The sequence below is a fragment of the Nitrococcus sp. genome, from assembly GCF_059432795.1.
Map to the genome: position 1 here is coordinate 1 of NZ_JBXWZQ010000045.1, position 22,578 is coordinate 22,578.

Genomic DNA, 22,578 nt, shown 5'->3' on the forward strand with positions numbered 1-22,578 from the left:
GCTCGGCGATTCCGCTGGCTGTACTTGAGCGCCATATCGACTTAGCTGGCATTGCGAGGAGGTCGATGCCCTCGCTCCACGGCGCAGTCGTGAGCGCGCGGACGGCCGCCGTATTCCACGGAGGTGAGGGTGCGCATCCTCTCGCTCAAGCATCTTTAGAATCTGGCCAACGAGGCGCTGGAGTTCCAGCTCCTGGATCGGCGCTCATTCCAGCGTCTCTGTGCTCTGACGGGCTCGGCGAGCATTCCGCATCGCACCACACGGGTGGCAGTTCGAACAGCGCCTGCGTGAGGCTGGCGCCGGCTTGGCATTCGATGAGTGGCACATCCGCGATCGCCGCGATTCGCCGTCCCGGGAGAATGCCCGTGGTCGGCTGGAATGGCGAGATCATCGCAGAGGAAACGGTGGAATGGCTCCCCGTCGATTGACCCGTACCGCCTGCGCGCGGGCGTGTGCCCGCATCCTGGCGCTCAGGATGCGTCATGGCCCTTTCCGGTTGCCCAAGGCGGCGCAGGCAAAAGCGCCGGCCGAGTCGCAGCGTACGCAGGACTAGAATTCGTAGCGCAGGGACGCAAAAACGTTGCGGCCGGGGCCGGGCAGGCGCTGCCCGCGCGGCACGTCGCTATTCAGCACCCGATTGAACCCACCCAACGGGTTAATGTAATTCGTATCGAACACATTATTGATCCCCACAGTGAATGACGCCCCGTGCCCGGGGAAGCGGTATTGACCATAGAGATTGGCCAGAATGTAGCCGGGCACTTCTTCGTTGCTGTTATTCGGGTTTTGCGGATCGCGCGTGTTCGTCTGGGAAATATTCTCCTGACGATAAACGAAAACGCCCTCCACGGTCGTGAACCATTGGCCTCGCTCATGGGTAAGGGCCAAGCGCAGGGTGGGCGGCGCCATGCGGAACAAATTATCGTTGATATCCCGCCGTTTGCCGCGTACGAAACTCGCCACGCCGTCGATGCGCCAGTGGGGAAGCAGGCGATACCCGAAATCGGCATCGAAACCGTAGATCTCGGCGTCGACATTGTTGAATTGCAGCGGGGTCGGGTCTCCAGCGGCGTTGGCGCTCACGGCGGCCACCACGGGATCGTTCACCGGCGTCCCCTGAATGTAGTCGTTCACCCTGCGGTAATACACGCGAGGAGAAATATAGGCGGTCTCGGTCTGCCAGTCGAAACCGAACTCCACTTGCCGGGAGACCTCCGGGTCGAGATCCACGTTTCCCACATAGTTATTCGCATCCCCCAGACCGGCATTAACTTCCAGGGGGATCCAAAGGTAACGTTCGATGTAATAAGGAGAGCGGACTTTGCGGGCCACCGCCAAGGTCCAGCGAAAAGCGGGGTTCATCTGATAACCGAGCTCGGCGGTCCAGTCGACGTTGTTGTTCGTCTGGCTGCGGTTCGCGCCGTTGAATCGATCCCTGAGCATCCGCACCATCCGGGCCGGCATGCCTCCCAGCCCCTGATCGGCGAGCTGCGCCGGAAATGCGTCAACCCGATCCGCGTTCATCTCCACGCGATGGTAGCGCACGCCAAGCCGCAGATCCCAGTTCTGGGAAACCGCTTTGCGCCACTGACTGAAAAACCCGAAGGTGTTGGTCTGGGCATCGTTGAAATTGGTCACGAAAAACGCCGCGGCATCGGGATCGCGAACGGTCGCGTCATGACCGGCAAGCTCACCGTCCGCCCCGAGCGTCAGATCGCCCCCCCACAAGCCCAGATTCGCCGTGAAACGATAGCCCAAGGCCTCGCTTTCGGCGTCGACCAAGCGCCTATCGTCACCCGCGCAAAACGCCGCGGCGAGCTGGCAGAAGTCAGGCGTGCGCCGCAGATCGAAATTGTTCATTCGGTGATCGACGTTGGAATAATAGAGTTTGGTTTTTAATTGGATACTGTTCCAGACGGTGGCGTAGCGCCCGTTGACGCGGTCAGCCTCGGTGAAGCCGACGTCCATGGGCAGACTCGGCGTGCCGGTATCACGGACATCGAGACGCTGATAATCGAGCCCGAATTCATGATCGCCGGCTTTGAACCCGTAGCCGGCCCCATAGGTGTTCCGCTCGTACTCGGTACTCTTTATGGTGCCATCGCCAAAACGGGTATCGTCGCCATCGTCCCGGCTGCCGAGGAAATGCACTCGATGCTGCTTATTGGCGAGGGAGACGATACCGCCCAGGTTGTAGCCGCTATCGACGGAATGGCCGGCCGCTTCCACGTCGCTGTGGAACTCGAACTCGTCCTTATCAGTGAATTCGCTGGACTTCGCCCTCGCCTCGACAACGCCCCCGATTCCCGACCCCGTGCCCACGGGCGCAATGCCACGGATCACCTTTATCGATTTCACCAGACTGCGTGGCATGTATTGTAAGGGTGGATCCATCCAGTTCGGACCGCCGGGCTCGACCGGTGTGCCATTGAGCCGCACATTGAGGCGTTGCCCGAACATCCCCCGATACTGCGCCATTCCGGTAATCGGCCCATTGACGTTGACATGCGCACCGGGGACTCGCCTCAGAAGGTCGGCCGTATCGGGCGTGGCGAAAGGCTTGCGCTGCGGGTCGATCGCCGAGCGCTCGAGCGCCTCCCCCACCACCTCGAGCGCCGGCAATATCACCTGCTGGTCCTCGGCGAGAAGCGGCCGGTTGACACACACGGCCGCGACACCAATTGATACGAGCACTTGCCTGATCATGCGAAACCCACCGACGACGCAAACGGAACCGGCTGCGTTCGGCAAGCCTAAAGCGGAAGGAGGACGATATGCAGGCGACAAATTGTCGCAGGCGGACACCATCGGTTGGGACTCCGGCCCCGCGGTGCCCATCGCGGCAAGCGAACTCGGCGCCGCGCTCGGGGAAACGCTAGGTCGCGAGCTTGCCGAAGCCATTGCTGAGCTCGCCGCGCCCCTTGCCTGCGACCGAGACCGGCGGCAACTGCGTTTACCGGCTACTCCTTGACCGGGCGTTTACCGAGCTTGCGCTGCAACGTGCGCCGGTGCATGCGTAGGGCCCGCGCAGTGGCGGACACATTGCCTCCGTGAGCCTGAAGCACCCGCTGCAGGTGCTCCCACTCCAGGCGCCTGATTGACGGTGGGTTCGCCGGCGGCGTCACCTCGCTGTCCGCATGCTGGCGGCCCAAGGCGGCGACAATCTCATCGGCATCGGCAGGCTTGGCAAGATAATGCACGGCGCCGAGCTTGATCGCCTCCACCGCCGTGGCTATGCTCGCGTAGCCGGTAAGCACCACGATCCGCATCCTTTTGTGCACGGTCAGCAACCGTTCCACCAACTGCAGCCCCGAGTCCTCGCCGAGCCTGAGGTCCACCACCGCGTAGGCCGGCAACCGACCTTTCGCCGCTTCGAGGGCGGCGGCCGCCGTTTGCGCCACATCGACCTGGAAACCGCGCCGGGCAAGTGCTCGCGCCAAAACCCGGCCGAACACCGGATCGTCGTCCACCACCAAAAACGTCTCAGGAACCACTGCCATCATCGCAATCCGCCCATTCAAGCCGCCGCGCGCAACCGCTCCAGCGGCAGCGACACCCGCGCCACGGTCCCGCCGCCTGCGCGCGGGGTCAAACTAAGGGCGCCTCCCAACCGATCGATAACGCCTTGGGTCAAATAGAGGCCCAGACCGTTGCCGGCCTCCTTGGTGGTGACCAAAACGCGGCCCAGCACGGAAGCCACCTTGGGATGGACGCCGCCACCCCGGTCCGCCACCGTCAGAGCCAGCGTGTTCTCGTCCACGAGGGCCGTTACCGTGACGTGCTCAGGTGAGGCATCGGCGGCGTTATGCAGCAGGTTGACAAGCGCCTGGGAAAGCGTGCGATCGGCCACGATGCGCAGCCCAGCCGGCGGATTGGGCCTTTGGTACTCCAGACGCACACCCGGGCGCAGCACCTGCCATTCGCCCAACAGATCCTCGAGGTAGCGATCCAGGGGGATTGGATAACCGGACTCGGCCCGAACGTCACCCGCGGAGGCAGAGATGGACGTCAACGCCTGACGGCAACGCTTGATTTGTGCTTCCAAGATGCCCAGGTTCTCCTCGTCGTCCGCCGACAGATCTGATGCTTGCATCTCCTTTACGAGAACGGCCATAGTGCCCAGCGGCGTTCCCAGCTCATGGGCGGCGCCAGCGGCCAGCGTAGCCAGGCTGAGCAGGCGCTCGTCGCGCAGCGCACGTTCGCGTGCCCTGGCAAGGGCGCGCTCCTGCTCCCGCAGCGTCTGTCCCATTCCGGCGACGAAATAGGCGATCAAGGCGGCACTGAGCATGAACCCCAGCCACATGCCGAGCACATGCATCTGAAAGTGACCGCTGGCGCCGCTGGCACCCGGCAAAGGCCGATACAACACCATGAGCCCGGAATAGCAGGCGATGGTCACGGCGGCGATGATCCAGGTCTGGCGCCGCGAGAGCACGGTGGCGGCAATCGTCAAGGAGAGCAGCAACAGCCAAACGAACGGATTGGTGGCCCCGCCGGTAAAATAGAGCAGCGCGGTCAGCCCCAGCACGTCGGCCAACAGATGGGCGATGAACTCCTGGCTGCCCGGCAGCTGACGCTTGAGCCGCCACCAAGCCACCGCGTTGAGCAGCGCGAGTCCGGCGATGACGAGGCTCACGGCGCCGAGAGGCACGTCCATGTTCAGCGCGAAGGCGGCCACCAGCACGGCCAGGGTCTGTCCGGCAATCGCGACGTTGCGCAAGACCAGCAGGCGACGCAGGTTGATTACCGTGGACGCTTCGTGCATACGGGTCGTTTGCTCTGAGATGGATGGGATAGTCTCGCTCGAGCGCGTGCCTGAGCCCGATAATTTAACATGAGCGCCCGCGTTTCCGCCGACCTGCCTTGACGCCGCAGTTCAGGGAGGCATCGTTGAGCCGGCTACGTGCCCGCCAGCGGTCGAATCATCCAAACGGGGAGAGAAGAAAAAAAATGCGATGGCTTGCTTTGCGCGCGGCATTAGGGGTGCTTCTCAGCATCCTGCCGCTGAGCGTCTACGCCCAAGGATTTGCCGGCAAACGATTTTTCCCTGCCACGTTGGCCGTAGTCGATCCCTTTTTCATCGACGAGCTGGATTTACTGCTCAGTCATCGCCCCGACGTCAATACGGACGATGCCAACGTCGACACCAGCCAAGCCGCTCTGACCTATACCAAACGCATTACCAAACGGCTCGCGCTGTCGCTGGCGGGCGGCTATTCCCGACTCGATCCCCCTCAGGGCGCGCAGAAGGACGGCTTCGAGAATACAACGCTCGGCATCCAATTCATGGGTCCCGTCAGTGCCGAGCGCGAATCGGTGGTTGCCATTGGCCTGAACGCAAAGCTCGGCGGAACCGGCAGCCAGGCGGTGGGCCGAGAATCGTTCTCGGTCATTTCGCCGGGGTTTTTTCTCGGCCAGGGTTTCGGCAATTTACCGCAAGGTGCCAAATATCTGCGGCCGCTGGCATTCAATGCGGCCATCGCCTACAACTTCCCCACACGCGGGCGCGCACCCGAGACGCTTACGAGCGGTTTCGCCCTGCATTACAATCTCTCGTACTTGTCATCCTTCGTTCGCGACCTGCACCTGCCGGCCTGGCTGAATCACGCCATGCCGGTGGTCGAGGCGCCCTTGCAGTTTTGCCTTGACAGCGCGTGTGACGGCCTCACCGGCACGGTCAACCCCGGCGTCATATTATTCAATAACATCGGACAAATAAGCGTCGAAGCCGCTATTCCGGTCAACGACCGTACCGGAACGGACGTGGGCATGCTGCTTCAGTTGCACCTCTACATGGAAGATTTACTGCCCAATACGCTGGGCAAACCCGTCTTCGACTGATACCGATCAGCGCCGCGGCCACTGACGTGGCCCGGTGCGATACTCCGATCCCGCAGGCCGGCATTGGATCGCCGGGCACCACGCCTGGGGATCTGTGCCATATTCGCAATATGGGCCTGCACACCGCCGCGGTCACCGCGCGGTTTCCGGCGAGCGCGCTCTTATTGCTTCAGTGTGCGGCTCAGTAGAGTTCTTGCTACAAAAGTGAGGCCACCGCGCCGACCGGTACAAGGTAAGGCCATGATGAGTGAAGACTCCCGCCCGGCCCAAACCAAGCATACGGTACGTACCGTAAACCGCGCGGCAATTGTGGATCGGAATTTTCTCGCGTTGTTGGACACGTGGGACAAGCCGTGGCAACCGCGCGCCGAGGTGAACGCACCGCTCGTTGAGGGCTCGAGGCTCAGCGCGCGTGCCTTTATCGAGATATTCGAGTCACAGATGCTCTCGCGGCACCTTGACTTCGCGGCACGCGCCATGCGCGCCCGCAATGAGGGCTTCTATACCATCGGCAGCGCGGGCCATGAAGGCAATGCCGCGCTCGGACGCCTCACGCGCCATACCGATCCGGCTTTCCTGCACTACCGCTCCGGCGCTTTTATGATGGAGCGCTCGCGCAAGCTCCCCCACATCGACCCGGTCTACGATACGGCATTGTCGCTGGCGGCGAGCGCCGAGGAGGCCATCTCTGGCGGGCGCCACAAGGTATGGGGCTCGAAACGGCTGTGGGTATTGCCGCAAACGTCGACCATCGGATCCCATCTGCCCAAGGCCGTGGGCATGGCCATTGCCATGGCCATAGCGCGGCGCGGCGGGACCGCACTGCCCATTCCCGCAGATTCGATCATCCTCTGCAGCTTCGGCGATGCGTCCGTGGATCATGCCGCCTCGCAGGCCGCATGCAACACCGCCGCCTGGACGAGCCACCAAAGCCTGTCCTGCCCGATTCTGCTGGTTTGCGAGGACAACGGATGGGGTATCTCGCTGCGCACGCCGGCCGGCTGGGTCGAAGCGAGCCTGCGCAGCCGTCCGGGGATCCGTTACTTTGCCGCAAACGGGCTGGATATCGCCGCAACCTACGCCGTCGCGGAGGCCGCCGTGGCGTATGTGCGCCGCACCGGCAAACCCGCCTTCCTGCACCTTCATATGCAGCGCCTACTTGGGCACGCGGGTTCGGACGTGGAGAGCGACTATCGCAGTCTCGCGCAGATCGAGGCCAGCGAAGCCGAGGACCCGTTGCTGTACAGCGCGCGAATGGCGCTGCGTCAGGGCTTGCTGAGTCCCGCGCAGATCCTGAAACGCTACGAGGCGGCCCGTCGGCGGGTACGCGAGGCCACATACCGGGCGGCAAAAGCCCGCAAGCTCGAAAGTTGCGCGGAAATCATGCGCCCGCTCGCACCCTATGACGCCGCGGCCGTCAACGCCGAGGCCGGCCGCGCCGATTATGATCTCGAGCGCCGGCGGGTTTTCGGCGGCCCGAACCGGTTGCCGGAACGCGGCCCGCCGCGCCACCTTGCGATTCAGATCAACCGCGGGCTGCACGATTTGCTGGCGAAATACCCGCAGGCAATCGTCTTCGGCGAGGACGTCGCGCAAAAGGGCGGAGTCTATACGATCACCACGGGGCTGCACGAGACGTTCAAAGGCCATCGCGTCTTCAACACGCTGATCGACGAGACCAGCATACTCGGACTGGCACAGGGGGCGGCCTATCTGGGGCTGCTGCCGATCCCGGAAATCCAGTACCTCGCCTATTTCCACAGTGCCTGCGATCAAATCCGTGGCGAGGCGGCCTCCCTGCAGTTTTTCTCCAACGGACAGCACGCCAATCCCCTGTTGATGCGCATTGCGGCGTTCGCCTATCAGAAAGGCTTTGGCGGGCATTTTCACAACGATAATTCCATCGCCGCGTTGCGCGATATTCCGGGCCTAATAATCGCCTGTCCCGCGCGGGGCGACGACGCGGTGCGGATGCTGCGTACCTGCGCGGCGCTGAACCTGGTAAACGGCCGCGTGGTCGCGTTTCTGGAGCCGATCGCGCTGTATATGACCAAGGACCTCCACCGGCCGAAAGACGGCCGATGGCTCTTCCGCTATCCCGCGCCCGACAGCGCCGTTCCCCTAGGCGCCGCGCGCATCTATCATCCCGGCGCCCGCGATCTGCTCATCGTCAGCTATGGCAATGGGGTGTGGCTCTCGCTGCGAGCGGCAAGACGGCTGCGCCGCGAAGGCGCCGGGCGGGCGCGCGTTGTCGATTTGCGCTGGCTCAAGCCGCTCAACCGAGCGCTCCTCGCTCGCCACGCTCGCTCGATCGGCCAGGTTCTGGTGGTCGATGAGGGGCGGCGTACCGGTGCAATCTCTGAAGAAATCGTGACCGCCATAGTCGAGACCTGCGGCCCCGGCATAAACATCCGCCGCGTTGTCGGCGAGGACAGCTATATCCCCTTGGGAGCGGCAGCGCAGCACGTGCTGCCCAGTGAGGCGCAGATCATCGCGGCTGCCCGATCCATGCTCGCTGCGGCAAAAGATCGGTGAGCCGCGCGCCGCAGCACGCAACCGGCTTCGAATTCGCCCGCACCACCGCTACACTGAGCACCGACCTCGGCTAAATCGAAGAGGAGAGGGAAATACCATGGCACAACATCGCAACGTCCTGGGCAGCGACCTCGAGCCCTGCTGCCACGATCCCATGACCGGGTTTTATCGCGACGGCCATTGTCGGGTAGGACCTGAGGATCTCGGCGTGCATGCCGTTTGCACGCAGGTAACGGAGGACTTCCTCGCCTTCTCGCGGGCCCGCGGTAACGACCTCACCACCCCCCTGCCCGAGGCCGGCTTCCCCGGGCTGCGGCCCAACGATCGCTGGTGTTTATGCGCCGCGCGTTGGCAGGAGGCGCTCGAGGCGGGCTGCGCGCCCCGCGTGGTGCTCGCGGCCACTCATGAAGCCGCCCTTGAGGTGGTGGCACTGGAGGATCTCAAGCGTTTTGCCCTGGATCTGTGTTGATCCGGATGCCGAACGCCGCGCGTTTCATGCCTCGCTCGCCCGGGCCGACCTATCCCGCAACTGCTGGTAAGCGCGTGCCAGGGACGCGCCGCGCGGGTCCCTACTATGCAACGACGGTGGCGGTTATCATGCGGGCCTGACCCAGTCGACACGAGGCATTTCTCCTATGGATTCCACGCTGAAAGCGCATCTCACTCGCCGTGACACCTGGCTGCGGGGCCTGTTCATCGTTTTGTTCTCGATCATCTACAGCACGGCCGGGATGGTGCTGACGGCAATCGTCGTCTTCCAGTTCGTCTCGACCCTCGTCAGCGGCACTCGCAATCCGCAATTGCTGGCGTTCGCCCGGCAGCTCAGCACCTACCTCTACCAGATAATGCTTTATATCACCTTCAATCGCGACGAGCGCCCGTGGCCATTTGATGCCTGGCCTAGCGCCGAGCTGATCGCGCTGAGCACCGAGCATGGGCAAAAGCAATATTGATCCACCCACGAGCGTCTACTTCGCGCACGGCAGAGACAGCGGGCCTTGGGGACACAAGATCACGGCATTGGCACGACGCGCCCGCCGCCGCGGGTTGAACGTCGAAACGCCGGATTTCCGCTTCAGCAACGACGCCGATGCGCGTGTGCGTCATCTCTTGTCGCTGGATCCCCCGACGGGCGAGGCGCTGGTGCTGGTCGGCTCGAGCATGGGCGGTTACGTGGTGACCGCGGCGAGTGGCACGCTCCACCCGAGGGGGCTTTTCCTGATTGCACCCGCGCTGGGGATGCCCGGCCGGCCTGCGGATCCGTCACCTCGGGCCGGCCTGGTGGAAGTGGTGCACGGTTGGAGCGATGCGGTCATATCCGTCGAGCATAGCTGGCGCTTCGCCCGCCAGCACCACGCCCGTCTGCACGTGCTCGACGGCGAGCATACCCTCAATGCGCAGCTGCCGCTGATCGAGCGGCTGTTCGAAGCTTTTCTCGACGAACTGCGATTGTGACCGGCAATGCCTACGCCGCCTAGCGAGTTCGCTGAGCTCGATCAGCGACTCGTCAGCCGCAGCTCGATGCGGCGGTTACGCGCGAGCGCTTCCGGTGAGGCGCTCCGATCGATTGGATCGTACCGCCCGTAACCCGCCGCCGCCAGCCGATTCGGCGGCACGCCTTGGGCGATCAGGAAATGGACGATGGATAACGCACGGGCGGTGGACAGCTCCCAGTTGGAAGGAAAACGTGCCGTGCGGATCGGGCGCCGATCGGTGTGGCCATCTACCTGCAGCACCCAATCGATGTCGTTGGGAATTCGCCGCGAGACCTCCTCGAGCACGGTCGCAAGGCGATCGAGTTTGGCCTTGCCCTGTGACCCGATTTGCGCCGAGCCGCTGGGAAAGAACAGCTCGGATTGAAACATGAAGCGGTCGCCGACGACCCGGATCTGCGGCAAATCACCCAGTGCCCGACGCAAGCGGCCGAAGAATTCCGAGCGATAAAAGGAGAGTTCCTCGACTTTCCTAGCCAGCGCCACATTGAGTTGTTCGCCGAGGCGCTCGATCTGGGCCGTCTGCGCGCCCACCGTTTGCTCGGAGCGCTGCAGCGAGGCGCTCAACGCAACGACCTGCTCCTGCAACGCCTGCATCTGTTGACGCAACGCGCTGACCTTGGCTTGCGCCTCGGCGCTCAGCGCGCGTTGTTGGGCGAGCGCCTTTTGCCGCTCTTCGACCTGAGCCACCAGCTCCTCGATGCGGACGTCCCGCCGCTGCAGTCTCTTCTGGGAGAGCACGGTGCGCTCTTGCGCTCCGGCAAGCGCCGCCTCCAGGCGCCGGGAACGGTCCCGGGCCTCACCGAGACGGGCTTGAGACTGCTCCAGCTGCGATGCCATCGCGCCGACTTTGGCTTCGAGCCTCTGGCGCATGCTGCGCAACGTCGCAATGTCCGCCTGCAGCGAGGCGATTTCCCTGAGCCGCTGCTCGCGCTGTTGCTCGGAGACCCGGAAGCGCTCAGTGGCATGGCCGAGATCGACTTTGAGCTGGCGCAGCTCGTCGCCCGTCGAGCGCAGCGCGTTCTGCAGCTCATCGCGTTGCGCGAGCGTGGCATGCAACTGCTGGTAGGTGCGCGAGAGTCTCGCCTCGAGCCGCGCCTTGTCCCCACGCTCCAGCGAGAGTGTCTTGGCGAGCTTATCCAGCTGCCCGTGCAGCTCGTCCAAGGCCTGACTCTGCCCGGTCAACACCCGGCTCAAGTAGGATTGGCCGACCACGAATAGCAGCAGCACGAAGACGAACACCAGCAGTATCGTGGCCAGGGAATCGACGAAACCCGGCCAGATGTTGAGGCTGTAGCGGCCGCGGCGACGGGCTTCGAACACGGCTCTGCGCTACGCGCCCGGGTGGCGCCGCTCGCCACCGAGGTGGGAGACCGTACGGACCAGCAAGCGCACCTCCTCGCGCAGCTCGCTGCTCAGGCGATCACGAGTGCCGCTCAGCTCCTGGCGCAAGTGACCAATGCCGTGCGCGATCTGGCGCAGGGACTCACCGGCCGCCTGGGCATGGGCTTCGTTGCCGGCGAGCCCGTCGGCAAGGCGATCCAGTGTGCCCTGCAGCTCGGCCTGCATCCGTGTCAAGGCCGCGCGGCTCTTTTGCTCGCCACGCGCCTGTTCGCAGAGGTTCGCAATCTGCTCGGTGAGATCCAACAGCTTCTCGTCCGCGGCGCGCCGCTCGTTCTCGCCGCGAGTCATGACGCGCTGCAGCTTATCCAACCCATCGGCCGTCTGCTCCAGCAAGGCTTGGATATACGCCGGCACGTTGCCCTCGCCTTCTCCGGGCAACCCCGCCGCGGATAAACGGGTCTGGCCCGAGAGCCATTCCTCGAGATCGTTGTAGAAGCGATTTTGCGCATGCCCCGCCTGGAGATCGATAAACCCCAGCACCAATGCTCCGGCCAAACCGAACAGCGATGAGCTGAAGGCGGTGCCCATGCCGGAGAGCGGCTGCTGCAAGCCGCGCTTGAGCTCGCCGAACATCACCGCGGTGCCCTGCCCTTGCAGGTCGAGCCCACTGATGACATTCGCCACCGCGCGCAGCGTCTCCAGCAGCCCCCAGAACGTCCCCAGCAGGCCGAGAAAGACCAACAGCCCGACGATGTAACGCGACAGGTCGCGGGCCTCGTCCAGCCGCGAACGGATCCCATCCAGTAATGCACGCAACGACAAAGCCGAAAGGCTGAAACGATCCCCGTAGCGGCCGGTGAGCATGCGTGCCATCGAGCCGAGCAGCTGGCTGCGTGGCAAGTCCACCTCGCCTTCGGCGCTGCGAAAACGCTCGATCCATCGCACTTCGGGGGCGAGGACCATCACCTGGCGGTAGTTGATGACAAGCCCAATGATCAATACGGCGAGGATCATGCCGTTGAACACCGGATTCGCCAAAAAGGCACTGCGCAGCGGTGCCGCCAGAATGGCGCAGACGATGGCCACTGCGAGCAAGAACAAGCTCATCCAGATCAGGACGCGATACGGATTACGCACAGAGGATCTCCTGAGATGGCTAGGTGCCGACCCGGTCGCTCAGCCCGATTCGAGCTGAAATTCTGGCACGCACGGCGTCTTGATATGGCCCCTTGGATGTGGGTCCCGCAGTGCCCGTCTGCTATCGTTTTGTCCCCATATAATTCAGACTAACAAAAAATGATCTCTCCAAGCCGCGCCTGAATGTAAATGCTTGACAAGCGATCCATGGGAGAGTGTTTCCCGATGCATCATTCCTGCAGCGATAACGATTCTCCTCGCCGCCGTGACCGTCCCTGAGCTCAGCCGGAAAAGCCTCACGAAGGGCGCCGCTTCGCAGCGCCGCCACCCCCGATATGCCCAGCTACGGGCGAGCGAAGCGGCTCGGATTGGAACCGAGATGCTTGATTGCCGCAAGTGGATTGGCGATGCCTAGCAACCGCGACCCGAATCCAAGCGCGCGTACGGAGATCATGACGCGACTCCCCGACGCTCAGGCGTGGCCGCTGTTGCTCGCGCTCACCGTGGGCGGCGTATTGGTTTACCTGCTGCGGCCCATATTGATGCCCTTCCTGGTGGGCGCTTTGCTCGCCTATCTCGCTGACCCCCTGGCCGACCGGCTGGAGGAATTGGGGTTGAGACGCACGCTGGCGGTGATCGCTGTGTTCACCGGGCTGAGTCTGACCGGCGTTGGCGCGCTCTTGCTGCTCCTGCCGATGCTCGGCGGCCAGATCGACTCCCTGCGCTCCATGCTGCCTCAAATCATCGAGTGGGCGCATCAGGTCGGCGCCCCCTGGTTGCGCGCGCACGTCGGCTTCGATGTCGACTCCCTGGATTTGGATACGCTGCGCGCCGCGATCGCCCAGCACTGGCAGTCCACCGGCAGCTTTGCGGCAAGCGTCCTCGCCCGGGCAACACGCTCCGGCCTGGCGCTTGCCGGACTGCTGGCCAATCTGGCTCTGATTCCCGTGGTCGCCTTTTATTTGCTGCGCGACTGGGACGTGCTGGTCGAGCGCATCCGCGATCTCCTGCCCCGGCGCATGGAGCCCAAGATCAGCGAGTTGACGAGCGAATGCAATGAGGTCGTCGCGGCTTTCCTGCGCGGTCAGTTTCTGGTGATGCTTTCATTGGGGGTGGTCTACGCCGTCGGCTTATGGCTGATCGGGCTCGATCTGGCACTGCTCATCGGGCTGCTCTCCGGAATCGCCAGTATCGTGCCCTACCTTGGTTTCATCGTCGGCATCGGTTCCGCGGCGTTGGCCACAGTGTTTCAGTTCAGTGATTGGCTGATACCGCTCGGTATGGTATGTGCCGTGTTTCTGGCCGGCCAGCTCCTAGAGAGCCTGCTATTGACGCCGTTACTGGTCGGGGATCGGATCGGGCTACATCCCGTGGCGGTCATCTTCGCGGTGCTCGCCGGCGGACAGTTATTCGGCTTCACCGGGGTGTTGTTGGCGCTGCCCATCGCGGCGATCATCATGGTATTGCTGCGCCATGCCCATGATCGCTATCTGAGCAGCACGCTCTACGGCGAGCCGCGCAACGGCGAGGGGGAAGAGGACGCACGGCCGTGATTTCCTCTCCTCATGTGGACGTCTGGGGTGAGCGCACGCCGGCTGGCCTACGTTTGCGCGTCGAATGACTCCGATGCGCGTTGCGGATAGAGCAGGCTAGGGTTCTGCCGCCGCTGTGCTTATGGTAATGATAAGTGGTGGCAGATTCGGACGGATGAACGCATGGCGCAAAGCATCGCACAACGCATCGCCGATGAGCTGCGAGTAAGCCCCGGGCAGGTGGCGGCGGCGATCGGGCTGTTCGATGACGGCGCTACCGTGCCCTTCATCGCCCGTTACCGCAAAGAGGCAACGGGGGGGCTCGATGACAATGTGCTGCGCGAGCTGGAAAAGCGGCTCGGTTATCACCGCAGCATGGAAGAGCGTCGCGAGGGGATCCTCAAGGCCATCGACACGCAGGGCAAGCTCACGGCAGAGCTCGCTCGAGCCATCCGGGACGCCGACACCAAGACCCGGCTGGAGGATCTGTACCTGCCCTTCAAGAAAAAGCGCCGCACCAAGGGCGAGATCGCCCGGGAGGCGGGCTTGGCACCGCTCGCGCAGGCTCTGCTCTCCGACCCATCGCAGGACCCGCAAGAGCTGGCAGCACGTTACCTTGACCCGTCACGGGGCATCCCGGATCCGGCGAGCGCTTTGGAAGGTGCGAAGTATATCCTCGCCGAGCGCTTCGCCGAGGACGCAACACTTCTGGACCGATTGCGCGAGCAGGCGTGGTGCCACGGCCTGCTTCTGGCCGAGGGCATCAAGCAGGCGGCGCAGACCGAGGGCAAATACTCCGACTACGCGAATTATTCCGAGGCCATACGCAAAATTCCATCCCACCGCGCATTGGCCCTGTTTCGCGGCCGCAGGGAGCGGGTCCTGCGATTGCGTCTGGCGCTGCCGGACGAGCTCGATGAGCCAGCGCCCAACCCGTGCGCCGCGGAGCGCATCATCAGCAGCCATCTCGGGGTGGGGACCTCCTCCCGCACCGGCGATCGCTGGCTCGCCGAAGTGATCCGCTTTACCTGGCGAATTAAGCTACTCACCCGGCTTGAGACGGATCTGTTCGCCCGCCTCAAGGCGGCGGCGGATGCGGAGGCCATCCGCGTCTTCGGCTGCAATCTACGTGATCTTCTCCTCGCCGCGCCGGCCGGAGCGCACGTGGTGCTGGGAATCGATCCCGGACTGCGCACGGGCTGCAAAATCGCCGTCGTGAACCCGACCGGCAAGCTGCTCACGACCACCACGATTTACCCACACGCGCCGAAGCGTCAATGGGAGGAGGCGATCGCCACTCTGGGCGCTCTGACACGCGCGCACCAGGTCACGCTGATCGCCATCGGCAACGGCACGGCCTCGCGCGAGACGAAAAGACTGGTCGATGACTTGCGCCGTGCGCAGCCGAAGCTCAATTTCACCGATGTTCTGGTCTCCGAAGCCGGGGCCTCGGTGTACTCCGCCTCTCAGCGCGCCGCCGACGAGTTGCCGGAGCTGGATGTTTCCCTGCGCGGCGCGGTCTCGATCGCCCGCCGCGTGCAGGATCCGCTAGCGGAACTGGTAAAGATCGAGCCGCGCTCCATCGGCGTCGGTCAGTACCAACACGATGTCGGCCAGGCGGAACTCACGAGCGCCCTGCAGGGCGTGGTCGAAGATTGCGTCAACGCGGTGGGCGTGGATTTGAACACCGCCTCGGCCGCCCTTTTGACCCACGTCTCTGGGCTCTCGCCAGCACTCGCTGAACGGGTAATCGCTTATCGGGACGAACACAACGGCTTTCGCCGCCGTGATGAGCTAAAAAGCATACCGCGCTTCGGCGCCAAGACTTTCGAGCAAGCGGCCGGCTTCCTGCGAATTCGCGATGGAGAGCAGCCGCTCGATGCCTCCGCTGTGCATCCGGAAGCCTATCCCGTAGTCGAGCGCATTGCGGCGAGCCTTGGGCGTGCGATTCCCGCATTGATCGGCGCCAGCGCGCTACTGGGCAGCGTGGCGCCGAGCGAGTTCACCGACCAGCGCTTTGGGCTGCCCACCGTAACCGATATTCTGTGGGAGCTGGAAAAACCGGGCCGGGATCCACGCCCGGAGTTTCGCTCCGCGCGCTTTCGGGAGGGGGTGGAGACACTCGACGATCTTCGCCCCGGCATGACGCTCGAAGGTGTCGTGACGAATGTCACGAATTTCGGCGCCTTCGTGGACATCGGCGTGCATCAAGACGGACTGGTACATATCTCGGCCATGGCCGAGCAGTACGTCAGCGATCCCCGGTCGGTGGTCAGATCCGGCGATGTCGTGAAGGTTCGAGTCGTTGATGTCGATCTCCTGCGCCGGCGCATTGCTTTGTCGATGCGCCTATCGGGCGACGAGCCGCGAACGGGACGCGGCCGCCGACAAGGCGGCGCTGACCAAACAGGCCCGACAACGGCGATGGCCGCCGCTTTCAGAAAGCATCAACGACCATGAACAACAGATAACCGGGGGGTCGCTGCGGGACCAACCACTGCCATACTGCCTCGGGGCCTACCCGGGGTTGTCAGGGGGAGAGCATCATGCAAAGCGTATTGGACATCACGCGCGAAGATGCGCTGGCGGTGCTGGAGACGCAATACGGCATTCGCGGCCACGAGGTCTACCTGCTAGAGCTGATTCCGCTTATCGAGATGGTATGGGCCGACGGTTACAATCAGCAAGCGGAAGTCGGCTTGGTCTACGAGTTCGCCTTGCGCCGACTCGCCGAGTTGGATCGCGAGGCGTATGGCTTGGATGTGCTCACCGCCGGACAGGTCAATGCGTTTGTCGAGCGCTTCCTCAGCAAGCGGCCGAACCCAGCCATGCTGCGGGAGCTTCGCCAATTGGCAATCCCGGTGATCTTTGATCACTCCGATCCGCGCGTGAACAACAAGCGACGGCGAATGATCCTCGAGTACTGCCTCGATATCGGTGCTGCCGCCGTAGATCGCTATCCCTACGATGCGCACGAGCGCTTCTCGGCCCCCGAGAAGGCCCTTTTCCTTGATCTGGTTGACGCCCTACAACCCGCGGCGCTAGCGGCTGCAGCCTGAACCGGAAGGCGTCGGCGGCAAGCCAATCGCTCGGTACGCTCGCGCCTCAGGCGTACGTGCGCCCTTTCCAGCGCGAGCGTACCCCGCGCCAGTAGCGCAGTGCGGAGGACCATGTCATGGCAAGGTAAAGCGTGGCGATGATCGGCAACAGCAGCGCCCACCAGGGGCTCAACCGATAGTAGCGCAGCGTCGGCACATAGCAGGCGCCCAGCGCGAGCAGGCCGCTCAGCCCGAAGCCGCGAGCCATGCCCGCGCCCAGCGCCAACCCGAGCACCGGCCCCCAGAAACTCACGATCATGAGCGCGGTACACCCGAGCAAAAGCGCAGTCGAGTAGCGCAGTTGCGTGAATGCCGAGCGTGCAACCATTTCCCAGAGTTCGCTCAGGCGCCGATAGCTGCGCAGGCTCCAGGCACTGCGGGTCAGACCGATCCAGATCCGCCGCCCCGCTGTCTTGAACCGCCGGGCCAGCGTGCAGTCATCGATGAGTGAATCGCGCAACGCGGCGAAACCGCCGATGCCGCGCAGGACGTCCGTGCGAAGGAGAATGCAGCCGCCGGCGGCGGCGGCGAAGCGCGGGGAATCGGAATTGGCAAGCCTAAACGGGTAGAGCAGCTTGAAAAAAAACACGAAGGCCGGAACAAGCAATCGTTCCCAGAAACCCTGCATATTCAACCACGGCATCACCGAGACCAGGTCCAGGCGCTGCGCGAGAAGACGATTACGCAGCGTCGCGATCATGCCGGGACCCAGCACGATATCGGCGTCGAGCAATAGTGTCAGCGGTGTTTCGACCCGCTGCAGACCCTGCTCCAGCGCCCAAAGCTTCCCGGCCCAGCCAGGCGGCAGCGTTTGCCCCGCGATGAGCTCGAGTCGCAGGTTGGGAAGCCGAGGAACGGCCGCCGCCGTACCATCCGTGGACTGATCGTCGATAATCACGACGCGCAGTTCCTTGCTCTGCGCATCGAGCGCATGCAGGCAACGAGCGATAACCGCCGCCTCGTTGCGCGCGGGAATCAAGACCGTGACGTCGCCGAGATCGGCTCCTTGGTGCCCGGCCTCCAACCGCTCCCGCGTGCTGCACGGACGCCAAGGCGCCGTCAGGGCAACCAACCAAACCAGGGCGCCCCCCAGCGCCGGAAGAACCGTCCAGAGCACCTCGGCGCTTGATTGCTCGCTCAGCGATGCACTCCCGGGGGCGCGGCCGCACGAGGTTCACTCCGGGTGATATGCTCGACGGGTATCCGTATTTCCTCGCCCCGACGGTCCGCGAAATCCTCCCGCCTATACCGGATCGGAACCTCCGGCGCCATCGGGCCCGTCGTGCGTGGGCCGCGCAGGGCGACACCGAGTGCTTTCAATGGGTGAAGCACCGTATCCGCGACGGCGCTTCCCTCATAGCCGCAGTGCGCCATGCAATTATCGCATTTTGGATTGCGTCCGGTACCGTAGCGCTCCCACCGCGTCTCCTCCATGAGGTCCTTGAACGTAGGCGCGTAACCCTCATCAACGAGCAAATAGCATGGTCTCTGCCAGCCGAAAATGTTGTACGTGGGATTGCTCCACGGCGTGCATTCATAGGTCTGATTGCCCGCGAGGAAATCAAGAAACAGCGAGGAATGGCTCAACGGCCACCGCCCCTTTCGGTTGCTGCCGTGCCGGAAAATATCCCGGAAGAGTTGCTTGCTCTGCGTGCGACCCAGAAAGACATCATCGCGGGGAGCGTGTTCGTAGCTGTAGCCCGGGGAGATCGTGATACCCTCGACACCGAGATCGGTGACGAAATCGAAAAAGTCCGCGACCGCGGCCGGGTCCTCTCCCTGGAAGAGCGTACAGTTTATGCTGACCCGAAAACCACGCTCTCGTGCCTTGCGAATGGCCGCAACCGCCTTGTCGAATACTCCCTTCTGACACACGGAATCGTCGTGCCGCGCACGGTTGCCGTCGAGATGCACCGAAAAGGTGAGATAGGGCGAGGGCTGGTAGTCATCCAGCTTCTTCGCCAGCAAAACCGCATTGGTGCAGAGATAGACGAATTTCTTGCGCGCGATGATTCCCTCGACAATACGCGGCATATCCTTGTGAATCAGCGGTTCTCCCCCGGGAATGGACACCACGGGTGCATTGCATTCATCCACCGCGCCGAGCGCCTGTTCAACGCTCATGCGTTTGCGCAATATTTCACTGGAATAATCGATCTTGCCGCAACCGGCACAGGCCAAATTGCACTGAAACAGCGGCTCTAGCATCAACACCAACGGATAGCGCTGCTCGCCCCTGAGCCGCTTGGAGAGGATATAACGACCGATCCGATACTTCTGGATCAGCGGTATGCCCATAACAAACTTCCTTCCCTAGCCCCCGGAGGGTAAAAATTGTTCGCCCGGCGGATGTTTCAACCCAGCATGGGCGGCAAACGGAACCGCGTTGCTTCCTTCACGCCGGCCAGCTCGATGAACGAATCCGCTCCGAGCGCATGCAATCGGTCAAGCACCTGCTGCACCAGCACTTCCGGAGCCGATGCCCCCGCGGTGACCCCAACCCGTTCGCACTGGGAGAACCACCCCGGCTCCAGGTCATCCGCGGTCTGCACGAGGTAGGAGCGAATGCCGAAGTGTTCGCCGACCTCACGCAAGCGATTGGAGTTGGAGCTGTTGCGCGCGCCAACCACGAGCAGCACGTCGACTTGTCTGGCCAGCTCACGCACCGCGTTCTGGCGATTTTGCGTAGCGTAACAGATGTCGTTCAGGCCAGGTCCCTGAATTTCCGGAAAGCGCGCTTTGAGTGCGGCGACGACCTCACGGGTATCATCCAGGCTCAATGTCGTCTGCGTGACATAGGCGAGGGCCTGCGGGTTCCGCACTTGCAACGCATTGGCTTCCTCCGGCGTTGAGATGACGTACACCGGGCCGTCCACGCGCCCGCGTGTGCCCTTCACTTCGGGGTGCCCGCCATGACCGATGATGATCAGTTCGCGACCGGCGTTATGATAACCCTGTGCCTGACGGTGAACCTTGGTAACCAGTGGGCAGGTCGCGTCGATGAACCGCAGCTCCCGTTCTCTGGCCTGCTGAACAACGGCATTGGCTACGCCGTGAGCGCTGAATATGATAACCGCCTGTGGCGGCACCTCCTCCAGGGATTCCACGAAGATTGCGCCGCGCTCGGTGAGATCCTGCACCACGTGCTGATTGTGCACGATCTCGTGCAGCACGTAGACCGGCGCACCATGTATCGCCAGGGCGCTTTCGACGATTTCGACCGCCCGGATGACGCCAGCGCAGAATCCACGAGGTTGAGCCAATATCACGTCCATTGCACACAGGGCTCAGTATACGTCAGTCAGTTTGTCGAGAGTTCGCCACATCGTCGCGACACGACTGTGGTAGTTTTGCACCACAGCGACGCCTCGGCGCAACGGCGACAAGGCCACCAATCCTGAACACGCAACGATGCGCGAACGACAAGACCATCAGCATCGATGCACGTTTAGCACTAGACTGCTTCATCATTCAACCCTAAGTTGACAAAAGAGGTCGATTTTTTCTGTGTGGGTGCTTTGCGGTTCGGCATTTTGGCCGAGGGTTTATGGCGGGTCCTGCCAACGGATGGCCGGACATCGCAAATGCAGTCACAATGAATGTCCCGAAGACGACCAAGATCAACCGCTTTGTATGGAAGGTGTTTGCTATGGCGCGCTCCCTGCTGGATTCCGTGACGTGTCCCGAGGATCTTCGGCAATTGCCGGAATCGCGGCTCTCCGAGCTCTCGCGGGAGCTCCGGGAATTCCTGCTGGAGACGGTTTCCGGTAACGGCGGCCATCTCGGCGCCGGCCTCGGCGCCGTGGAGCTGACCGTCGCCCTGCATTACGTCTTCGAAACCCCCGAGGACCGGTTGGTCTGGGACGTCGGCCATCAAGCCTATCCGCACAAGATCCTCACTGGGCGACGGGAGGCCCTCCATACGATCCGCAAGCGCGGCGGCTTGGCCCCCTTTCCACATCGCGACGAAAGCCCATACGACACGTTTGCCGTGGGTCACGCGGGCACGGCAATCGGCGCGGCACTCGGCATGGCCCTCGCCGCTGCTCAGCAGAATTCACAACGCCGTGCCGTGGCCGTGGTTGGCGACGGTGGCATGACCTGCGGCATGGCCTATGAGGCGCTGAATCATGCCGGGGATCGGCATCCGGATCTGTTGGTGATCCTCAACGACAATGAGATGTCCATTTCACGCAACGTCGGCGGTCTGAGCAACTATCTTGCCCGCTGCGCCTCGAGCCGCCAGTACACGGCTCTGCGCGAGGGCAGCAAACGCCTCCTACAGGCCGTGCCGTCGGTGTGGGAGATCGCCAAGCGGGTCGAGACACACACCAAGGGCTTGGTCGTGCCCGGCACGTTGTTCGAGGAGCTCGGCTTCCGCTACTTCGGCCCGATTGACGGCCACCATCTACCCACGCTGATTCATACCCTGCGCAATCTGCGCTCGCACCACGGGCCGCGTCTGCTGCACGTGGTCACCCGCAAGGGCAAGGGATACCCACCGGCCGAGGCGGATCAAGTCCAGTACCACGGCGTTTCACCATTCGATCCCAAGGTCGGCATTCGCAAGCCCAACGCAAAGCCCGTCAGCCCGACCTACAGTCAGGTATTTGGCGACTGGCTCTGTGATATGGCGATGCGTGATCAACGCTTGATGGCCATCACGCCCGCGATGCGCGAAGGCTCCGGGCTGGTGCGTTTCTCCGAGCGTTTCCCCGAGCGTTACTTCGACACCGCCATTGCCGAGCAGCACAGCGTGACTCTCGCCGCCGGCATGGCGGCCGATGGCCTCAAACCGGTGGTGGCGATCTATTCCACGTTTTTGCAACGAGCCTACGATCAACTCATCCACGATGTGGCATTGCAGAACCTGCCGGTGCTCTTCGCGGTGGACCGCGCCGGCGCGGTGGGCGCCGACGGCGCGACACACCAAGGGGCCTTTGATCTGAGCTTCATGCGCTGCGTGCCGAACATGGTCATCATGGCACCGGCGGATGAAAACGAGTGTCGGCAAATGCTCTATACCGGCTTCATGCTCGACGGGCCGGCCGCCGTGCGGTATCCGCGCGGCAAAGGCACGGGAGTATCGATCGACCCGGAGCTGCGCGCGCTGCCGATTGGCAAAGCACAGTTGCGTCATCCGGGTTCCGGCATCGCCATCCTCGCCTTCGGCAACTTGCTCACGGCGAGTCTCCAGGCGGGCGAGCGCCTCGGGGCAACCGTGGTCAACATGCGCTTTATAAAGCCTTTGGATGCGGAATTGATCGTTGAGCTCGCCGGGAGCCACGAATTACTCGTGACTGTCGAGGACAACGCCATCGCCGGTGGAGCGGGAAGCGCCGTCGGCGAAGTCTTGGCCAAAGAAGGTATCTGCGTGCCCCTGCTGCAGCTTGGCCTGCCCGACGAGTTCATCGAGCACGGCAGCCAGGAGGAACAGCTGATGGATGTCGGGCTCGATGCAGATGGCATCCTCGCAGCCTTGCAAAACGATAGGCGCGCTCAGGCCATTCTCGCCGAGAGGGAAACGTCGAACGTGAACCGCCCCGATGAGGGGCGGTCCAGGCGCTCCGAATCAGCCGGTGCCCGCCGATAAGAGGT

The 22,578-nt window shown here is 63.2% G+C and carries 18 protein-coding genes; 10 read left to right on the forward strand and 8 right to left on the reverse strand.

Annotated features, from left to right (window positions below):
• Positions 1–549: 549 nt before the first annotated feature.
• Complete coding sequence (locus AC52Q4_RS03735) at positions 550–2,706, reverse strand: TonB-dependent receptor (RefSeq protein WP_495535461.1); 2,157 nt, start codon at positions 2,704–2,706, stop codon at positions 550–552.
• On the opposite strand from AC52Q4_RS03735, the gene AC52Q4_RS03740 reads away from it, so the two are divergent.
• Positions 2,705–2,971 (forward strand): hypothetical protein, encoded by a 267-nt coding sequence (locus AC52Q4_RS03740; protein ID WP_495535462.1) that lies wholly within the window; start codon positions 2,705–2,707, stop codon positions 2,969–2,971. The two genes, AC52Q4_RS03735 and AC52Q4_RS03740, sit on opposite strands and share 2 nt — an antisense overlap.
• On the opposite strand, the gene AC52Q4_RS03745 is transcribed toward AC52Q4_RS03740, so the two are convergent.
• Both AC52Q4_RS03745 and AC52Q4_RS03750 read right to left on the reverse strand, forming a co-directional pair.
• Entirely contained in the window at positions 2,961–3,503 is a 543-nt protein-coding gene (locus AC52Q4_RS03745; RefSeq protein WP_495535463.1) for a response regulator transcription factor, read from the reverse strand. The genes AC52Q4_RS03740 and AC52Q4_RS03745 overlap by 11 nt on opposite strands.
• A 14-nt stretch (positions 3,504–3,517) precedes the next feature.
• On the reverse strand, positions 3,518–4,765 hold the full coding sequence (locus tag AC52Q4_RS03750) for an ATP-binding protein (RefSeq protein WP_495535464.1): 1,248 nt from the start codon (positions 4,763–4,765) through the stop codon (positions 3,518–3,520).
• Positions 4,766–4,950: 185 nt separating this feature from the next.
• On the opposite strand from AC52Q4_RS03750, the gene AC52Q4_RS03755 reads away from it, so the two are divergent.
• The 5 genes from AC52Q4_RS03755 (at position 4,951) to AC52Q4_RS03775 (ending at position 9,831) form a co-directional block, all read left to right on the forward strand.
• A complete protein-coding gene (locus AC52Q4_RS03755; protein ID WP_495535465.1) occupies positions 4,951–5,841 on the forward strand; it encodes a hypothetical protein in 891 nt (296 codons plus the stop codon).
• Between the two features lie 240 nt (positions 5,842–6,081).
• Positions 6,082–8,376 carry a thiamine pyrophosphate-dependent enzyme gene (locus tag AC52Q4_RS03760; protein WP_495535466.1) on the forward strand — a complete coding sequence of 765 codons (2,295 nt, stop codon included), beginning with the start codon at positions 6,082–6,084 and terminating at the stop codon, positions 8,374–8,376.
• 97 nt (positions 8,377–8,473) lie between these two features.
• Positions 8,474–8,845, forward strand: coding sequence for a DUF2237 family protein (locus AC52Q4_RS03765; protein WP_495535467.1), 372 nt, complete (start codon positions 8,474–8,476; stop codon positions 8,843–8,845).
• A 166-nt stretch (positions 8,846–9,011) separates the two neighbouring features.
• Positions 9,012–9,329, forward strand: coding sequence for a DUF4389 domain-containing protein (locus AC52Q4_RS03770; protein WP_495535468.1), 318 nt, complete (start codon positions 9,012–9,014; stop codon positions 9,327–9,329).
• Positions 9,310–9,831, forward strand: a complete 522-nt coding sequence (locus AC52Q4_RS03775) for an alpha/beta fold hydrolase (protein WP_495535469.1) — start codon at positions 9,310–9,312, stop codon at positions 9,829–9,831. The genes AC52Q4_RS03770 and AC52Q4_RS03775 overlap by 20 nt, the downstream gene beginning before the upstream one ends.
• 41 nt (positions 9,832–9,872) lie before the next feature.
• On the opposite strand, the gene AC52Q4_RS03780 is transcribed toward AC52Q4_RS03775, so the two are convergent.
• Together AC52Q4_RS03780 and AC52Q4_RS03785 are read right to left on the reverse strand one after the other, a co-directional pair.
• Positions 9,873–11,192, reverse strand: coding sequence for a peptidoglycan -binding protein (locus tag AC52Q4_RS03780; protein ID WP_495535470.1), 1,320 nt, complete (start codon positions 11,190–11,192; stop codon positions 9,873–9,875).
• A 9-nt stretch (positions 11,193–11,201) separates the two neighbouring features.
• Complete coding sequence (locus AC52Q4_RS03785; RefSeq protein WP_495535471.1) at positions 11,202–12,350, reverse strand: flagellar motor protein MotA; 1,149 nt, start codon at positions 12,348–12,350, stop codon at positions 11,202–11,204.
• 452 nt (positions 12,351–12,802) lie between these two features.
• On the opposite strand from AC52Q4_RS03785, the gene AC52Q4_RS03790 reads away from it, so the two are divergent.
• From AC52Q4_RS03790 to AC52Q4_RS03800, 3 genes are all read left to right on the forward strand, one after another.
• Positions 12,803–13,903: an AI-2E family transporter gene (locus tag AC52Q4_RS03790; RefSeq protein ID WP_495535472.1), complete on the forward strand. Its 1,101-nt coding sequence runs from the start codon at positions 12,803–12,805 to the stop codon at positions 13,901–13,903.
• A gap of 162 nt (positions 13,904–14,065) precedes the next feature.
• Positions 14,066–16,342 carry a Tex family protein gene (locus tag AC52Q4_RS03795; protein WP_495535473.1) on the forward strand — a complete coding sequence of 759 codons (2,277 nt, stop codon included), beginning with the start codon at positions 14,066–14,068 and terminating at the stop codon, positions 16,340–16,342.
• An 86-nt stretch (positions 16,343–16,428) separates the two neighbouring features.
• Entirely contained in the window at positions 16,429–16,941 is a 513-nt protein-coding gene (locus AC52Q4_RS03800; RefSeq protein ID WP_495535474.1) for a hypothetical protein, read from the forward strand.
• 46 nt (positions 16,942–16,987) lie between these two features.
• On the opposite strand, the gene AC52Q4_RS03805 is transcribed toward AC52Q4_RS03800, so the two are convergent.
• From AC52Q4_RS03805 to ispH, 3 genes are read right to left on the reverse strand one after another with little or no spacing between them, the layout of a single operon-like run.
• A complete protein-coding gene (locus AC52Q4_RS03805; protein ID WP_495535475.1) occupies positions 16,988–18,097 on the reverse strand; it encodes a glycosyltransferase in 1,110 nt (369 codons plus the stop codon).
• A 20-nt stretch (positions 18,098–18,117) separates the two neighbouring features.
• Positions 18,118–19,278 carry an adenosyl-hopene transferase HpnH gene (gene hpnH / locus AC52Q4_RS03810; protein ID WP_495535476.1) on the reverse strand — a complete coding sequence of 387 codons (1,161 nt, stop codon included), beginning with the start codon at positions 19,276–19,278 and terminating at the stop codon, positions 18,118–18,120.
• 56 nt (positions 19,279–19,334) lie between these two features.
• Complete coding sequence (ispH, locus tag AC52Q4_RS03815; RefSeq protein WP_495535477.1) at positions 19,335–20,255, reverse strand: 4-hydroxy-3-methylbut-2-enyl diphosphate reductase; 921 nt, start codon at positions 20,253–20,255, stop codon at positions 19,335–19,337.
• A gap of 374 nt (positions 20,256–20,629) precedes the next feature.
• On the opposite strand from ispH, the gene dxs reads away from it, so the two are divergent.
• Positions 20,630–22,573, forward strand: coding sequence for a 1-deoxy-D-xylulose-5-phosphate synthase (gene dxs / locus AC52Q4_RS03820; RefSeq protein WP_495535516.1), 1,944 nt, complete (start codon positions 20,630–20,632; stop codon positions 22,571–22,573).
• Positions 22,574–22,578: the final 5 nt, after the last annotated feature.